At 34.4% G+C, this 17,207-nt stretch carries 12 protein-coding genes; 11 read left to right on the top strand and 1 reads right to left on the bottom strand.

Annotation, left to right across the window (positions count from 1 at the left end):
• Positions 1–798 precede the first annotated feature (798 nt).
• The 10 genes from G9H65_RS11110 (at position 799) to G9H65_RS11065 (ending at position 14,589) form a co-directional block, all read left to right on the top strand.
• Entirely contained in the window at positions 799–1,362 is a 564-nt protein-coding gene (locus G9H65_RS11110; protein WP_166375407.1) for an RNA polymerase sigma factor, read from the top strand.
• A 10-nt stretch (positions 1,363–1,372) separates the two neighbouring features.
• A complete protein-coding gene (locus tag G9H65_RS11105) occupies positions 1,373–2,383 on the top strand; it encodes a FecR family protein (RefSeq protein WP_166375406.1) in 1,011 nt (336 codons plus the stop codon).
• Between the two features lie 174 nt (positions 2,384–2,557).
• Positions 2,558–5,932 (top strand): TonB-dependent receptor, encoded by a 3,375-nt coding sequence (locus tag G9H65_RS11100; protein ID WP_166375405.1) that lies wholly within the window; start codon positions 2,558–2,560, stop codon positions 5,930–5,932.
• Position 5,933: 1 nt separating this feature from the next.
• A complete protein-coding gene (locus G9H65_RS11095; RefSeq protein ID WP_205753301.1) occupies positions 5,934–7,490 on the top strand; it encodes a RagB/SusD family nutrient uptake outer membrane protein in 1,557 nt (518 codons plus the stop codon).
• Between the two features lie 147 nt (positions 7,491–7,637).
• The gene (locus G9H65_RS11090; protein ID WP_317164417.1) at positions 7,638–8,987 is read left to right on the top strand and encodes a sulfatase family protein; all 1,350 of its coding nucleotides are present in this window, start codon (positions 7,638–7,640) and stop codon (positions 8,985–8,987) included.
• A 3-nt stretch (positions 8,988–8,990) separates the two neighbouring features.
• Positions 8,991–10,373: a sulfatase family protein gene (locus G9H65_RS11085; protein WP_166375403.1), complete on the top strand. Its 1,383-nt coding sequence runs from the start codon at positions 8,991–8,993 to the stop codon at positions 10,371–10,373.
• 1 nt (position 10,374) lies between these two features.
• Complete coding sequence (locus G9H65_RS11080; RefSeq protein WP_166375402.1) at positions 10,375–10,572, top strand: hypothetical protein; 198 nt, start codon at positions 10,375–10,377, stop codon at positions 10,570–10,572.
• A gap of 209 nt (positions 10,573–10,781) precedes the next feature.
• Complete coding sequence (locus tag G9H65_RS11075) at positions 10,782–12,308, top strand: sulfatase family protein (protein ID WP_205753300.1); 1,527 nt, start codon at positions 10,782–10,784, stop codon at positions 12,306–12,308.
• A 417-nt stretch (positions 12,309–12,725) separates the two neighbouring features.
• On the top strand, positions 12,726–13,844 hold the full coding sequence (locus G9H65_RS11070) for an HNH endonuclease domain-containing protein (protein ID WP_166375401.1): 1,119 nt from the start codon (positions 12,726–12,728) through the stop codon (positions 13,842–13,844).
• 217 nt (positions 13,845–14,061) lie between these two features.
• Positions 14,062–14,589, top strand: coding sequence for a lipocalin family protein (locus tag G9H65_RS11065; protein WP_166375400.1), 528 nt, complete (start codon positions 14,062–14,064; stop codon positions 14,587–14,589).
• A 207-nt stretch (positions 14,590–14,796) separates the two neighbouring features.
• Here the strand turns inward: G9H65_RS11065 and G9H65_RS11060 are convergent, their stop codons facing one another.
• Positions 14,797–15,801 carry a proline iminopeptidase-family hydrolase gene (locus G9H65_RS11060; protein ID WP_166375399.1) on the bottom strand — a complete coding sequence of 335 codons (1,005 nt, stop codon included), beginning with the start codon at positions 15,799–15,801 and terminating at the stop codon, positions 14,797–14,799.
• 474 nt (positions 15,802–16,275) lie between these two features.
• Here G9H65_RS11060 and G9H65_RS11055 point away from each other — a divergent pair, with 474 nt between their 5' ends.
• On the top strand, positions 16,276–16,977 hold the full coding sequence (locus G9H65_RS11055; protein WP_166375398.1) for an SGNH/GDSL hydrolase family protein: 702 nt from the start codon (positions 16,276–16,278) through the stop codon (positions 16,975–16,977).
• Positions 16,978–17,207 lie beyond the last annotated feature (230 nt).

Below are 17,207 nucleotides of genomic sequence, written 5' to 3'. Positions count from 1 at the left end.
GATTTTTATTCTGAGGCGAATTAGATCGGATTCTTTGTGCAATGGGTCATTTTAAGTATAATCTCATCAATAGAAGTTTGATATCATTGAGTTAAATGTATCATTTAATTTACAATCAAATTCAAATTGGCTATTTTTTTTGGTGTTCATTCTAAAATAACTAATCAATTCTGGAGGGATATTGCAATATGATTCGACTTCCTCTGCTAGAACATAGTCCAAGATAAAGCTAGACTTTGTATATTCCGATACGCATAAAAATCAATATAATTGGTTTTCATGAAAAGAGGAGCTTTAGAAAATATAAAACGTAAATTAATCGACCATTTGTAAATCAACCCTTGGTTGAATTCGATATATTCTAATTCGTTTAATTTCGGTTATTTGTATTCACTTATTCAACATTTTATTATTATCAGATTTCAAATTTGTGATAAATTTTGTCTTTATTTCATTGGAATTTGGGTCTTATATTACTATCAATTATAAATGGATTTAGTGGGAGAATATTCATCTTCATCAAAAATAGTTTTTTAAATATGTATCACCACACTACCTTCTTCATACCCATTCGAATGGATCATTATTGATATATAATTTATTCAAAATGGACATTTTATTTAGCTTTTAGCTTACGATGTCAATTTCCTCATCATCTATTTGAATTTCTTTTTAAACTATTCTAGCCACCATTTGATCATACAAATTGAAAGTTTTGTAATTATTTAATAAATAAATATAAAAATATTTAGGGGTTTTCGATTCGAGAGGAACCTTAGTCAAAATTGTTAAAAATCCATGTCAGAAGTCTTAAGTCAATTAAGCGATGAAGCATTATTGATACTCCTCCAAAAAGGAGATCATAAGGCTTTTGAGGTGATTTATAGAAGATATTGGAAGTCAGTGTACGGTTATGTTTACCATAATTTAGGTTCAAAGGAGGACTCGGAAGAAATTCTGCACGACCTAATGCTTAGTTTGTGGAATAGGAGAGAGGAGCTCAAAATTGAAAACTTGAAAGTTTACTTATTTATATCTAGTAGGAATTTAATAAATAAATCCATTCGTAGTCAAATGACACTTAGAAGGTTTAGAGAGTTTCAATTATTGAATCAACTACATGAAACGAGTACTTCTGATGATATGATATATTCAGAAGAATTTGAAAAGAGATTAAATGCCTTATTACAAAAAATGCCTGAGAAAACTGCCTTAATTTTTAGAATGAGTAAAATCGATGAAATTCCAGTGAAACTTATAGCTTCTCAATTAGCATTGTCTGAGAAAGCTGTAGAGTATCATTTAACTAAATCGATGAAGTTTTTGAAGAAGAACTTTAAGAATTTTTACTCGGCTAATTAATATGAATTTTATGAAGACGCACGAATTTGATCATTTATTGCATAAATATGAAGAGGGAAATTGTACTCCTGAGGAAAAGGCTTTGTTGGAGAGCATAACATCTGATAGTCTAAATATTCATGCTGATTTAAATCACTTATTTGATGAACATACTATTCAGGAAGAAGAGGATAGACTTTGGAATAAAATGAGTGCTACGATTCTCCCAAAAGAGAATAATTTTAGATTTATTCACTTGTCAGGTATACTTAAAATTTCTCTGGCTGCAAGTTTGTTCTTGATATTAAGTATTTCTATTTATTTAAAATACCCTGAATTATTTCAAAATTCTGTCCTTGAAAGTAATGGTTTAGAGACTCGAAATAGCTCTAACAACAATCAAAAACTTCAACTTCCAGATGGTAGTACGGTAATTTTGGAAAAGAATTCCAGCTTACTCGTTTCAGAAGATTTTGGGAAATTGAACAGGACTGTATTTTTAAAAGGGAAAGGTTATTTTAAAGTCGCTAGAAATGAGAAAAAACCATTTTTAGTTCGAACGGGTGATTTGGTTACCGAAGTTTTAGGGACAAGCTTCAAAGTGGGATTAGACAACAGAACTAAATCCATTGAAGTAGCTGTATTAAGCGGAAAGGTATCTGTCTATCTGAAATCTAAGGATGAAAGTCTTCGAAAATTGAATGGGGTGGTTTTAACTCCAAATATGAAAGCCGTATACAATGTAGAAAATCAAACTATTCAAGAAAGCATTGTTGAGGAGCCAATTTTAATCGTTCCAGGTCTACAAAAATCAGATTTTATTTTTGATGAAATTCAATTTGGAGCATTAAAAGATCGATTCAAATATTACTATGGAGTTGATATCATATTCGTGAATAAAGAAATAGAAAAGTGTCTGTTTACTGGGGATTTATGGGGATTGAATTTGTACAAGCAGCTAGAATTGGCTTGTTCCTCTGTTAATGCCAAGTTTGAAATTAGAGGTTCTACGATCTTTATTAATGGTAAGTCGTGTAATTAAATCATATTATGATGAACAGTTCTTAAACACATAAAAAAATGAGCCGAAGATGTTGGCGCATCCCCGGCCCTTATTTCTATTAAAGTTTAATAGAAATAGCTAATGATCGTAAAATCTTAACTACGTAAAAGTATGAACAAATCACATCTGTTTCCAAAACTACTTTGGATTACTATGAAAATTTCCTTCCAGCAATTAGTAATTAGTTTAGTTTTTTGCACTTTTTCATACGCACACCCTGCTTTGAGTCAATTAGACTTAAGTCAGCAGGTATCCTTGCAAATGGAAAGCGTCGAAATTAAAAAAGTACTGAACCAATTAGAAAAGCAAGCCAAAGTGAAATTTGTCTATAGTTCGAGTAACATCAATATGTTACAAAAGGTCAATATTAATGTAAATAAAAAAAGGCTCGATTGGGTATTACAAGAATTGCTAGCTCCCTTATCAGTCGAGTATCTAATTAAAGAAAATAGAATTATTCTTCGAAATAATCAAGATGAAGGCTCCCAAGTTCCACCTTTGAATATACGTCAATTGGCAGAAAGGGCTGTTTCTGGAAAAGTAAAAGATGAAACGGGACAAGGAATGCCTGGTGTCAATATTAGTGTCAAAGGAACTACTAAAGGAACACAATCGGATTCCGATGGAAACTTTACAATCAATATCGCGGATGAAAATGCTGTCCTTTTGTTCTCCTTTGTTGGTTATTTAAGTCAAGAAATTGGGGTAAGAGATAAATTACAATTGGAAATATCCTTAAAACCTGACGTTACAGCATTAGATGAGGTCGTAGTTGTAGGATATGGAAGTACTCAAAAAGTTAATTTAACAGGTTCTATTTCTACCATCAAATTTGATGAAAAGATTAATAATAGGCCTTTAACTAACTCCTCACAAGCCTTAGGTGGAACCGCCTCGGGAGTTTGGGTAAGTCAAAATTCAGGAAAGCCTGGAAGTGATGGTTCTCAAATACGCGTGCGAGGTTGGGGGACATTAAATAACGCCAATCCATTGATCATAGTAGATGGTGTGGAGGGAACATTTGAGCAGTTAAATCCTTCGGATATTGAATCTATATCGGTTTTGAAAGATGCAGCTAGTGCGGCCATTTTTGGTTCAAAAGCGGCAAATGGTGTCGTATTGATTACGACCAAAATGGGTAAGAATAATGAGAAAATGCAAGTGAATGTAAATTCTTATGTAGGTGTTCAAACCTTAGGAATGCGGTATAAAACGATAAATAATAGTGCTCAAAATATGGAATTGAGCAATCAAGCCTTAGTTAATGATGGAGCTAGTCCTTTGTATTCAACAGATTTAATCAATGCATTTAAAACTGGAACTGATCCATATAAATATCCCAATACCAATTGGTTTTCTGAATTATTTAAGCCAGCCAAAATACAAGAACATAATGTATCAATTCGTGGTGGATCGGCACAAACTTCCACTTTTTTGTCTTTTAATTATTTGAATCAAGAGGGAATGGTTGCCAATACCAATTCACAAAGATTTAGTCTAAGAGCTAATCTAGATTCAAAAATTAATAATTGGTTGAAAATTAGCGGGCGAGTTAGTTATATCAATAGATTATCTAAAGAGCCTTATGCGGATATTACTTATGGTTCACTAGGACGAGTTTTTGATATGCTAAGTGGTGCTGCACCTTTTATTGCACCTTATGCACGAGATGGTCGATTTGGATCTGTTCAAGTGACGGATAAAAATGGTGCATTACTTTATGATAATCGAAATCCATTAATTGATGCAGCTAACGGTCAAACCTCTACGCAAGAAAATTTACTTTCAATCAATGCAACAGCCGAAGTGAATTTTACCAAGCATCTGTCACTTAAAACAACCTTTGCTGCGAATGGCACATGGAATTTAGTAGATCGATATAATTCGAGTGTTTTTGGTTATACAGATTCTGGTATCGAAACAATTACTAAGAATTTTAATCGAGAAGGTTTAGAAATTAATAGAGGAAACATCTCGGGTTTTAATACCAATTTATTTTCTACCATCAATTATTCTAAGACCTTTAATCAACTACATGACGTAGCAGTAATTGCCGGAACCCAAATTGAATCAAATAAAATTCAAACGTTATATGCAAGGCGAAGTAGTCCACCCAAAGAGGGTTTAACTCAGGTAGATGCTGGAACTTCAGGTATACAGGGATCAGGAAATATGAATGCTTTGCGTATTCTATCTTATTTTGGAAGGTTAAATTATGCCTTCAATCAAAAATATTTATTTGAAGCTAATTTTAGAGCAGATGCTTCATCTCGATTTAAAGAGGGAAATCGATGGGGATATTTTCCTGGCTTTTCAGCTGGATGGAGAGTCTCCGATGAGGATTTCTTAAAGAACTCAGATGTGATTTCAAACTTAAAAATCAGGGCTTCTTGGGGTCGATTAGGCAATCAAAATATCTCGGATTACTGGCCATACCTGACTATAATAAATCAAAATAATGCGTTGAGTTACAACTATGGAGGCAAATTAGCTCCAGGTGCAGCTATCACTAACTTAATTGACGAGAATATTACTTGGGAAAAAACCGCTACCACTGATATTGGTTTGGAAATGTCTTTCTTTAAAAATAAGATATCGGTTGAGGCAGATTATTTTACCAAAAAGACACAAGATATTTTGGTTCAATTACCCATTCCATTGGTATTAGGGGGTTTGAATTCGCCCTTTGAGAATAAAGGTGAGATGACAAATAATGGAGTTGAAATTATTTTAAACTATAATAATCAAATATCAGATCGAGATAAGCTCAATTTTAGTATTGGATTGAACGCCACGTATATCAATAACATGGTAACGAAGTTTGGGACTTCTAGATCACCTGACCAATTGTACTTAATCCGAGAGGGTTATTCATTCAGGGAATTGTATGGTTATAAAGTAGTTGGTATCTACCAATCAGACAAAGAAGCATCTGAGCATATGTTTGCCAATGGTTTTAAACCTAAGGCAGGTAATTTGAAATTTGAGGATATCAACGGAGATGGAAAATTGGGTTTTGAGGATAAACAATCCATAGGAAACACGATTCCTAAAGTGACATTTGGTATTTCTCCCTCTTTCAAGTACAAAGGATTTGATCTGAATATACTCATGCAAGGAATTTTGGGAGTGAATATGTTCAATCAAAATAATTTCACCAATCTAACTTATGAGAATCGAGTGATAGGTGAACGTTGGTTGAATTCTTGGACACCAACAAATACAAATACCCATATTCCTATGGCCAGATTTGATAATTCATGGAATAGCTCTCAATCTTCTTTTTGGGTAAATAAAGTGGATTTTGTTAAGCTGAAAAATATACAACTTGGTTATAGTGTACCCGAGAAAGTATCCAATAAATATGGGTTAAAGAAAGCATATATCTACATAAATGCGCAAAATGTGTATACTATAGTGAATCAAGATTTTGACGGATACGATCCAGAAAAAAATACGTTTGATTCAAGCACTAATCAATACCCGGTTCCAAGGATTGTGACTTTGGGCGTTAATTTAAACTTCTAAGATGATGAAAAATATACTTTTATATATCAGCATAGTTTTATTGAGTTTTTGCACAAGTTGCTCTGACCAATATTTGGAAATATTTCCAGAAGATAAGATTACAACGGCGAATTTTCCACAAAATGAAGCCGATATTAAACTCACTTTAAATGGAGTTTATGCTTTGCTAAGAGAGTCTGCTATTTATAACGAAGGCTTATTTGGATTTGGAGTGTTAGATGGAGCAACTCCGAATGCATTTAATTGGGGCAATTTCCCAATCACCAAATTGGGAAATGGACAATTGTCTGCGACAGATGCCGATATTATTACATTTAGATGGACCAGATGTTATGCCATTATTTTTAGAGCAAATTACCTTTTGAAGGCTTTGGAACAAGTTAAATTACCTGAAGCGGCTAAAAACATCTATAAGGGAGAAGCTCATTTTTTAAGAGGTTTGGCATATTCTTTATTGGCTGATGCTTATGGGGGAGTTCCAATAACCAATACTTCTTTGTCAACGGATGAGGCGAGGGAAATTCCGAGAGCCACTAAAGAAGTCACCTGGAATCAGGTCATTGCTGATTATGATGTAGCCATACAAAATTTAGGAATAAAAGCTGCTGAAATTGGAAGAGCAGATAAAGGTGCTGCTTTGGGTTTAAAAATGAGAGCCTATTTGTACCAAAATAATTACGAAAAGGTCCTTGAGGTTTCTCAGCAAATTGAAGCGTTGAATAAGTATGCTTTATTCCCCTCCTACGAAGGATTGTTTAAACAAGAAAATGAGAATAATTCAGAAGTACTATTTGACGTACAATATATATCTGGAGAGAATTCGCAAGGCTCATTTCACGATCAGTTTTGTGGTACGGGAACGGGTAGTTTTACGCGAGGATCAAGGTATGTTCCCACCGATAATTTAGTGGATGCCTATGAGACAATTGACGGAAGTCCGGTGGATAATGCCAATAAATTTAAAAATAGGGATCCCCGTTTAGAGTTTACCGTTGTTATTCCCGGATCCTATATTTTAGGATTTAGATTTCCAAACTACCTATATCCAGGAGGAGCATTCAATCATCCAGGAAATCGTTTAAAGCATTTAAGTGCCCGCAAATACCGTGAAAATCAACTGGCTAATTTGCCGACTTCAGGTCAATCTGCTATCAATAATATCGTATTAAGGTATGCCGATGTATTGTTGGCCAAAGCGGAGGCATTAATTGAATTGAATAAAAATATAGATGAAGCTATTGGAATCATTAATCGGATTCGGACAGAGAGAAAAGACGTTAAAATTACATCGATTCCCAAGGGCTTATCTCAATCAGAAGCCAGAATACGATTGAGGAAGGAAAGAAGAATTGAATTTGCCTTGGAAGGATTATACTGGTCTGATATAAAAAGGTGGAATATAGGGAAAGATATCTATCCTGTCGTGGTAAAGGACCATTTTGGTGGGGTAATTGAAACAAAATTTCCGAATGGTTATCTAGACTATTATAATTTATTGCCAATTCCAGTTAGTGAATTGTCTCTTAATCCCAAATTAGTTCAAAACCCCAAGTGGTAATTTGATCCTTCAATAAAAATTAAGTGTTAGTTGATAGTGCAATTAATTGGGAAGTGTCGAACTGACCTTCCCAATTTTATAAAATCAACATAGCATGTTTGTGAAAATAAATGAATTTTATTTAGGGTATTTTAAACTCAAATGCACGTGAAAAAAAGTTTTTTTGTCATATTGTTGAGCTTGCTAACTGGAGTAAGCTTATTAGGTCAGCATAAAAAACCAAATGTATTAATCATCCTTACCGATGATCAAGGGTATCATGATGTATCTTATTATAACACCAAAGATCTAAATACTCCCAATATTGATAAGCTTCGCGAGGATGGAATGAGGTTGGATTATTTTTATGCTAATTCTCCTGTATGTGCACCAACAAGAGCCTCCTTAATGTCGGGAAGATATCCTGACTTTGTTGGGGTTCCTGGTTTAATTCGTTCTCACCCTGAAAATAGTTGGGGGTATCTTGATCCACGTACCATTTTGTTGCCTTCCTCTTTAAAAAAGTTGAATTACCATACCGCTCACATTGGTAAATGGAATTTGGGTTTAGAATCTCCTAATCTTCCCAATGAAAAGGGATTCGATTATTTCCATGGTTGGTTAGAAGATATGATGGATGATTATTGGACACATCTCAGGCATGGTAAAAATTTTATGCGTTTGAATACTAATAAAATTGAGCCAGTTGGGCATGCGACAGATTTATTTACACAATGGTCTGTGGATTATATTCATCAACAAGCCAAAAGTAAAGATCCATTTTTTCTTTATTTAGCTTATAATGCACCGCATTTTCCCGTACAACCGCCTAAGGAATGGTTGGATAAAGTACTTCTCAAAAATCCAGGGATTAGTGAAAAAAGAGCCAAATTAGTCGCCTTTATTGAGCACCTAGATGATGGAATTGGGAAAGTAATTGATGCATTGAAGCAATCAGGTCAGTATGAAAATACCATAATCGTTTTCACCTCCGACAATGGCGGCCATTTACCTGATTTAGCCAATAACGGTGGACTAAGAGATGGAAAACAAAGTATGTATGAAGGCGGCCTTCGAGTTCCCACTGTCATTTCATGGCCAATAAAAATTCCAAAAGGATCAAATTCTAATGCGGTTAATTTGTCGATGGACATTTTCCCAACAATCATGGAATTAGTTGGAGGAAAAATGGACCATAGGATTGAAGGAAGAAGTTTTGCCAAAACACTTTTGAATAAATCAGATGATTCCATTGAACGACCTATTTATTTTACCCGAAGAGAGGGAGGTATTCTTTATGGAGGTAAAGCATATCATGCCTTGCGATTAGGTCAATGGAAATTATTACAAAATTCCCCCTTTCAACCGTATGAATTTTATGATTTGAAAAATGATCCATTGGAGAAAAATAATTTGGTTAACACCAATCCTGAAATGGTAAAAAAATTGAACACGATATTAATGACTTACATTCAACAGGGAGGAAGTACTCCTTGGCAAAAACCTGTAAATAGATAAAATATGAAACTTAAATATGTTATATATGCCTTTTTTGCTTTGATAAGTTTGGAGGCAATTTCTAAACCAATTAAAAATCGTAAGCCTAATTTCATTATCATTTACACCGATGATTTAGGATATGGAGATATTGGAACATTTGGCAATCCCGTAATTCAAACACCCAATTTAGACCGAATGGCCTCTGAAGGACAGAAATGGACTAATTTTTATGTGGCCTCCAATGTTTGTACACCTTCTCGAGCGGCTTTAATGACAGGAAAATTTCCTGTTCGAATAGGCATGGAAAGCTATAAGCGACGCGTGTTATTTCCTGATTCTAAAGGAGGACTTCCTGAATCCGAGCTAACTATGGCAGAAATATTAAAAATGAATAATTACCAAACAGCTTTAGTTGGTAAATGGCATTTAGGACATCTACCTCAATTCGCACCGAATAACAATGGTTTTGACTATTATTTTGGAATCCCATATTCCAATGATATGGATAGGGCAAAGGGCTTGACTTATGAAAGTATGTTTAACCCTAAAATTGAGGACTATAATGTTCCTTTGATGAGGAACTCTGAAATAATAGAACGGCCTGCTGATCAAAATAAGATCACAAAACGATATACTGAAGAGTCGATTGCTTTCATTAAGAAGAATAAAGACAAACCATTTTTTCTGTATTTGGCTCATTCTATGCCCCATATGCCCCTTTTTGCAGGTAAAGATTTTAAAGGAAAAAGCAAGCGTGGACTTTATGGAGATGTGATAGAAGAATTGGATTGGAGCGTAGGACAGGTTCTTAAATCCTTGAAAGATTTACACATAGATGAAAATACCTATGTGATATTTACCTCAGACAATGGCCCTTGGAAATTATTTAAAGAGCAAGGTGGTTCTTCAGGCTTATTATTTGGGGCAAAAGGAACTAGTTATGAAGGAGGGATGCGTGTTCCTTTTATTGTCTGGTCCCCCAAAAACTTAAAGCCTAAAGTTGAGATGAAGATGGGAAGTACGCTAGATTTATTACCTACCTTGTGTAGTATAGCCAATATTTCCATTCCCCCAAATGGAGTTACTGATGGCTATGATTTGAGCCCTCTGATGGTACATAATAAAGATATTAATCCGAGAAATGAGATGTTTTTTTATCATGCTACCGATTTATTTGCTGCCAGATTAGGGGATTATAAATTGTATTATTTGAAAAATAACCCCATTGGATATCCCGAAAAGATTGAAAAATTGGAAAAGCCTGTTTTATTTAATTTGTCCATTGACCCTTCTGAACAATATGATATTTCAAAAAATAATGAGAAGATTATAAATGAAATCAATGAACTAGTTATGAAGCATAAGGCCTCCGTCAAAGCGGTCAAAAATAACCTGGAAGATTAATATGAAATATTTGACCATACTTTGTATTAGCCTATTTCATTATTTTGACATGAATGGATTGCAAAATTGTCCAGATCCGAAAAATATGACTTCATGTAAAGTAATCATCCCCAATAGACGATTGGTATTACAAGGTAAACCAGATAGTTTAGTATCCAAGTTTACCGTAGTCAGAAAAAGAGTACGTATTTATAAATGAAGAAATTAGAGAATTCATTCATATTTAGGGGATATATCTAATCTAATTTCTATGTTCAGCTTAAGCTTATATTGCATTTGAATGCTTAATATGCTGGTAATTTATTATTTTACAAGGTAAATGTTATTTGGAAAGAAGTGCCGCACTGTGGTATTTCTTTTTCAAATACTAACTAAACAAAATTTTACCTGCTCAATAAAATAATATACATGATGGGTTTTAGATACTATTTATTTCTTTCAATCACGTTGCTATTTGCCAGTAAGGCTTATTCACAAAAATATACAAACCGCCCCAATGTCGTGTTCATTTATGTCGATGATTTGGGGTACGGTGATTTGAGTAGTTATGGTGCTACAAAAATCAAAACCCCTCATCTTGACAAACTGGCAAAAAGTGGGTTACGTTTTACGAATGCTCATGCAACTTCCGCAACATGTACACCTTCACGTTATGCCTTAATGACGGGTCAGTATCCTTGGCGTAAATCAGGAACGGGGATTTTGCCAGGTGATGCGGCATTGATTATTCCTACCGATAAAATAACGCTGCCTTCCTTATTTCAACAAGTTGGCTACAAAACTGGATTGGTCGGTAAATGGCATCTTGGACTAGGTAATACGGTTCAAAAAAACTGGAATCAAAAAATTGCACCAGGACCCAATGAGGTGGGCTTTCATTATTCATTCATTTTTCCTGCTACGGCAGATAGGGTACCCACGGTTTTTGTTGAAAATCATTACGTGGTAGCGCTAGATACAACTGATCCCATCGAAGTAAATTATGCCAATAAAATTGGTCATGATCCAACGGGTTTAGAACATCCAGAATTACTAAAAATACAATCTTCTCCTAACCATGGACATAATAATACCATCGTAAATGGAATAGGTAGAATAGGCTACATGCGTGGAGGGAAATTAGCCCGCTGGACAGATGAAGAAATGCCACTTACTTTTTTAACCAAGGCAAAAGAATTTATTGAAACGAATAAGGCTCAACCTTTCTTTTTGTTTTATGCATTAACCGAACCCCATGTGCCTCGTATGCCTTCTACCATGTTTAAAGGTAAAAGCGGACTGGGATTGAGGGGTGATGCTATTTTGCAATTAGACTGGACTGTAGGTGAAATTATGAGTCAATTAAAGCACCTAGGTATTGCGAATAATACCATGATTATTTTTTCGAGCGACAATGGTCCTGTACTGGATGATGGTTATCAGGATGGAGCAGTTACCCAGCTAAATGGACATAAGCCTTGGGGTGTACTTCGTGGAGGAAAATATAGCACTTATGAAGCAGGTACAAGGGTGCCCATGCTGATTAATTGGCCAGCAAAAATTAAACCACAGGTCTCCGATGCCATGGTATGCCAAATCGATTTTGTTGCTTCTTTTGCTAATTTTTTTAATAAAAAATTACCTGGGAGCGAAGCGTCTGATAGTGAGAATATGCTGAATGCTTTGCTAGGGAAAAGTTTGGAAGGTAGAAAAGTGCTCGTGAAACAAGGTATGAATTCGGTAGCTATAGTTCGGGGAGAGTGGAAATACATAGAACCGAATGCAGGACCCTCCATCAATAAACTGGTTAATATTGAATTAGCCAATAGCACATTACCACAGCTATACAACCTTAAATTGGACATAGGTGAAAAGAACAATGTAGCTAGTCAGCACCCTGAATTGGTGAAAGAATTATCGGAGATTTTACAAGGGATAAAAAATAAGAAAAACTAGCTGATTTTAAACTAATACTTTTTTGAAGGTAATGATTTTTTGTACTTAACACTTTATTCCCAATTTAAGGGAATAAAAAACCACTTCATTCGAGGAGGTTTAATGATTCACTTGGGATGAGAAATCATAATTGGATTAGATAGTTACTTTCATATAATTCGATTTTTTATTGAATTTTAATCTTGTTCGATGAAATAGTTAGGTAGTTCTATTTTTCTGTAGTTTTTTAAAACCAAATCAAATTTGAAATGTCATTTAGATAAATATTAGATTTCTATTTTAGTTGAAATGTATGTTAACTAAAGACTTAGGACTATTCACTAAAAATTTAAATAGTTTTAAATAAAATTTAAATTTTCATCACCATAGGTCCTTCCATTGTATCTTTAAGTCCTTGTAATTTTTTTAAAAGCGGTAATGAATAAGGAAGTATTTTACAACATTAGTAAAATAATTGAAAGAGATAGTAAGTCTTCTACTTATAAGTTTGCTCTATTAAGAGGTGTAATTGATATTATACTTGATAACTCTCCTTTTATTCAACCAAATGAATTTCATGTTCAAATTCCAATGGGTTTAATGGTTGAAAAGTGGATGTTATATTATTATCCAATTTTAGAATCAGAAATTTTAATTCCTCAGATTAATGGAAATGCTAATTTGGCATTTAGTAAACAGTTTGAAGAGATAATTCAATATTATAAATTAAGAGGAGGATTTTCTTCATTTTATAATGATTTAAAAAGCAAAGGCATTCCTGAAGAAGTTCAGGATAAATTTGAAAAATTGGTCAAAAAGCTAGTTGAAACAATTTCAAAAATGCCTATGTATTATTTAGGTCGGTCTTTGAGTCAAGAATATTACTCCATTTTCAAAGTTGAACAATCAAGACTTCGAAATTATAAATGTAATGATTTGGAAAGTTTAATTCACGGTTTGGGTACATTCTCAATTCCAGTCGAATATTTTGAAGCCTTCAAAATTTTGGGAAGTTTTATAAATGGGCAGGATTCATTACTATTTAAATGGGCAGAGTTTTCTGTCAATGCTTCAGGTAGACGTATTTCAATGAGTCATGTTCTTCAAGATGTATTAAAAGGACCAATTACTGAAAGAAATATTTCAGAATCAAAAAGAATACATAAAAATTCCTTATCACATATAGGAAGTGTTTATTGTGTTTGGACAGGGAAGAGGATTTCATCCTATGAAATAGACCATTTGATTCCTTTTTCAATTTGGAAAAATAATGATCTTTGGAATTTGCTCCCATCTGATGCCAAAATTAATAAGCAAAAAAGAGATAAAATTCCATCCCCAGAATTAATAGAAAAACAGAGGAATTTGATACTTGATTATTGGGAGATTATACATGAAAATCAAAGTGTAAGATTTCAAAAAGAAATGCAGGTAAGCTTACTTGGAAATCAAGCTTTTTCAGAATGGCATTTGACTGGTATTACCCAGCTTCAAAAATGTTGTGATTATTTAATAGAAAATAGAGGATTTGAAGCTTGGAATGGCAAATTAGTTTAAATAGGTAATTAACTATATATAATCCTACTGCATTTGACAAGTATAAGAATCACTTCTTTCGAGGTGGTTTAATGTTTCATTTGAGGTGTAATAAAGTTTGGTTTGGATTTCCAATATCTTGGAATTTAGGCAATTCGCTAAAATTTATAGCATCGTATAACTTTATTCGAGTTCAATGAGTTTAAATTATTTAAAAGAACCTTTACATCATTTAAGAATGAAGCATCGCAACCTGTTTTTGTACCTAGCATTTATAATCCTATTGTGGGGATGTTCATCTTCAACTATTCCGAAAGGAGCCAAAGCTGTAGAGAATTTTGATAAGTCAAAATACCTGGGTACGTGGTATGAGGTGGCTCGATTGGATTTTTATTTTGAACGAAATCTAATCAATACAACAGCCAATTATTCTTTGAACGAAGATGGAAGCATCAAGGTGGTAAATAGGGGATATGAACCCTATAAAAAAATATGGAAGGAGTCGGAAGGGAAAGCTAAGTTCGTTGGCAAGGAAAACGTCGGCATGCTGAAAGTCTCTTTTTTTGGTCCATTTTATGGTGGTTATAATGTAGTGGCACTCGACTCCAATTATCAATATGCCTTGGTAGCGGGAGAGAAACTGTCTTATTTATGGATTTTATCTAGGAAAAAAACTATCCCAGATCATATCAAAAAGGAGTACCTGCAAATAGCCGAGAAGATTGGGTATAAAACCCGTGATTTAATTTGGTTGGATAAGCTATAGAATTTACCAAATCTACTCACTTGCTCCCCGATGAAGCTATTTAACCATAGAAATCGAACAGCTGATTGTCTAAGGCCCTCGCATTTGGCTGAGGTTCTCAAAGCCAAAAATACTATTATCCCTGGATTACAAATCCATTTTATCTGTCATTCGACATGACCCTGCGGAACATGTCGCACAGCTGGTTTTCTCTAAAATTTCGAATTACTATTCTCCGTTCACCTTCTTGATGAAGGAAATTACCCCATTCATATAGATTTTTTGGTCATCCCACATGGCTAGGTGGCTGCCGTTTGGACAGTATAAGTAAGACCCGTTTTGAACGAGTTTACTTTGTTCTTCCATGGCCTTCGGGTCCATGGTGTCGTATTTGGCACCGATCATCAGCGTAGGAACATAGATCTCTTTTAAGCGATTTTTGATATCCCATTTGGCTAATAATCCACTAATGCCAAATTCACTTGGTCCTTGCATTTGGACATAAATAGATCCGTTTGCATGCTTTAATGAACGATTCAAGGCATCAGGCCACTCTTTTAAGCGGCAAATGTGTTCATGGTAAAAGTTGGGGATGAGTAATTCCATATAGCGTGGATTATTAAAATCCTTTTTCGCCTCAATCGCCCTTATTTCAGCCAAAACCTTTGGATTCATTTGTTTAGCTAAAACTTCATCTGCATATTTTCCATATTCTGGAGCACTAGCCACCATGTTGGATACCAACAATGCTTTCATATTCTTTTGGTATTTCAGCGCATATTCCATCCCTAAAATACCACCCCATGAATTTCCAAGGATATAGAAGTTCGACTCATCTGCACCGATTGCTTGACGAACCTGCTCTACTTCCTCAACAAAACGCTCTGTTTTCCAAAGCGTAGTATCCGATGGTTGATCACTGTAATAGGAGCCTAATTGATCGTATTCATAAAATTCAAATCCTTCTCTTTGAAAAAACGTTTGAAAACATTCCATGTATTCATGTGTCATCGCAGGTCCGCCATGCAATAGAAGAATTTTAATCTTCGGATTATTTCCAAAACGTTTAGTCCAAACCTTAAAGGTGCCTTTTGGGGTTGAAATAGGAATCATTTTTACTCCAGCAGCTTCTATGCTGTCAGGATATGTAAAGTAACTGGACACCGTTTCTTCCCTTTTTGAACACGAAGAAAGGAAGGAAATGAATAGGGCGAAGAATAGGAATTTTTTCATCGTTTTTTCTTTAAACATAGCATATTTCGATGAAATATATAAATCGCTTATGATTTAAAATGGCATTGAGAACAATAAGGGAAGACTGAAGCTATTCGACATGTTCTGAAAGGCATATCGAATTTAGATAATTGGAATCTTTGATTCCAATTCATCCGTTTGAAGCTTGATTTATGTTAGAAAGGAGAAAAATAAATCCCTTGACATATTTCAATTAGCAGGTTTGATTACAAATCAAATTAATTTGTCATTCGACATGACCCTTCGAAATATGTTGAACAGCAGATAAAGTTGTCTAAGGCCCTCGCATTGGGCTGAGGTTCTCGAAGCCAAAAATACTATTATCCCTGGATTACAAATCCATTTTATCTGTCATTCGACATGACCCTTCGGAACATGTCAAACAGCTGGTAGCACTCAAGATTCATCCTATTTGAGATTCAAACAAATCGTCTTCGCATGGGTTTTAATTAAATGAAGTTTTGGTTCATTCTTTTCTTGATTTTTCTCGGTTTTTCTTGTCGGAAATCCATCGAATCGGAATTGGTTTTGCCCAAGCCCAGTATTGCTCAAAAAGATTCAGTGGCTATTTCATGGTTGGCCTTGGGAGATTCATATACCATTGGACAAGGGGTCAATCAATCGGAGCGTTTTCCTAGTCAAGCGCTTGAATTATTGAAAGTTAAATTTATTCAAACCAAGCGTTTGACTTACTTAGCACAAACAGGTTGGACAAGTGCCGATTTACTTACATCCATGAGTGAACAAAATTTGCAAGGACATAATTTTGTTTCCCTTTTGATTGGTGTGAATGATCAATATCAAGGAATTGATACGAGTATTTATCGGAAAAATTTTACCAACATCTTAAATCGTTCCATTGAATTAGCTGGTGGTGATCAACGAAGGGTTTTTGTCCTTTCCATACCTGATTATAGCTTAACGCCGATTGGAAGACAATTGGATACCTTGAAGATTAGGAAAGAGATTGATTGGTTCAATGTTATTAATAAACAAATTGCTCTTCAAAATAAATGCATTTATTTAGATATTACAGAATTAGGTAGGGCTGCTAAGAATTACCCAAATTGGGTTGCTCAAGACGGATTGCATCCCTCAGGTTTGGCTTATAGTAAATGGGCAGAATTGATTTACACCAATTATTTGATGTATTAATCTATGTCTCCCTTAATTGCGAAAATAGGGTAATTGCTTGATATAAAGTATTTTTTTCTGTTAGAAAACTTATCACGTTCTACCTGATTTCTATTAAGCTATTCGACATGTTCTGAAAGGCATGTCGAGTTTAGATAATTGGAATCTTTGATTCTAATTCATCAGTTTGAAACTTGATTTATGTTAGAATGTTGAGGGAAAATAAATCCTTTGATATATTTCAATCAGCA

It is taken from the genome of Aquirufa ecclesiirivi, assembly GCF_011250515.1.
Taxonomy (GTDB): Bacteria; Bacteroidota; Bacteroidia; order Cytophagales; family Spirosomataceae; genus Aquirufa; species Aquirufa ecclesiirivi.
The sequence above is the reverse complement of the archived record's forward strand: the minus strand, read 5'-3'. Positions and strand labels throughout refer to the sequence as shown.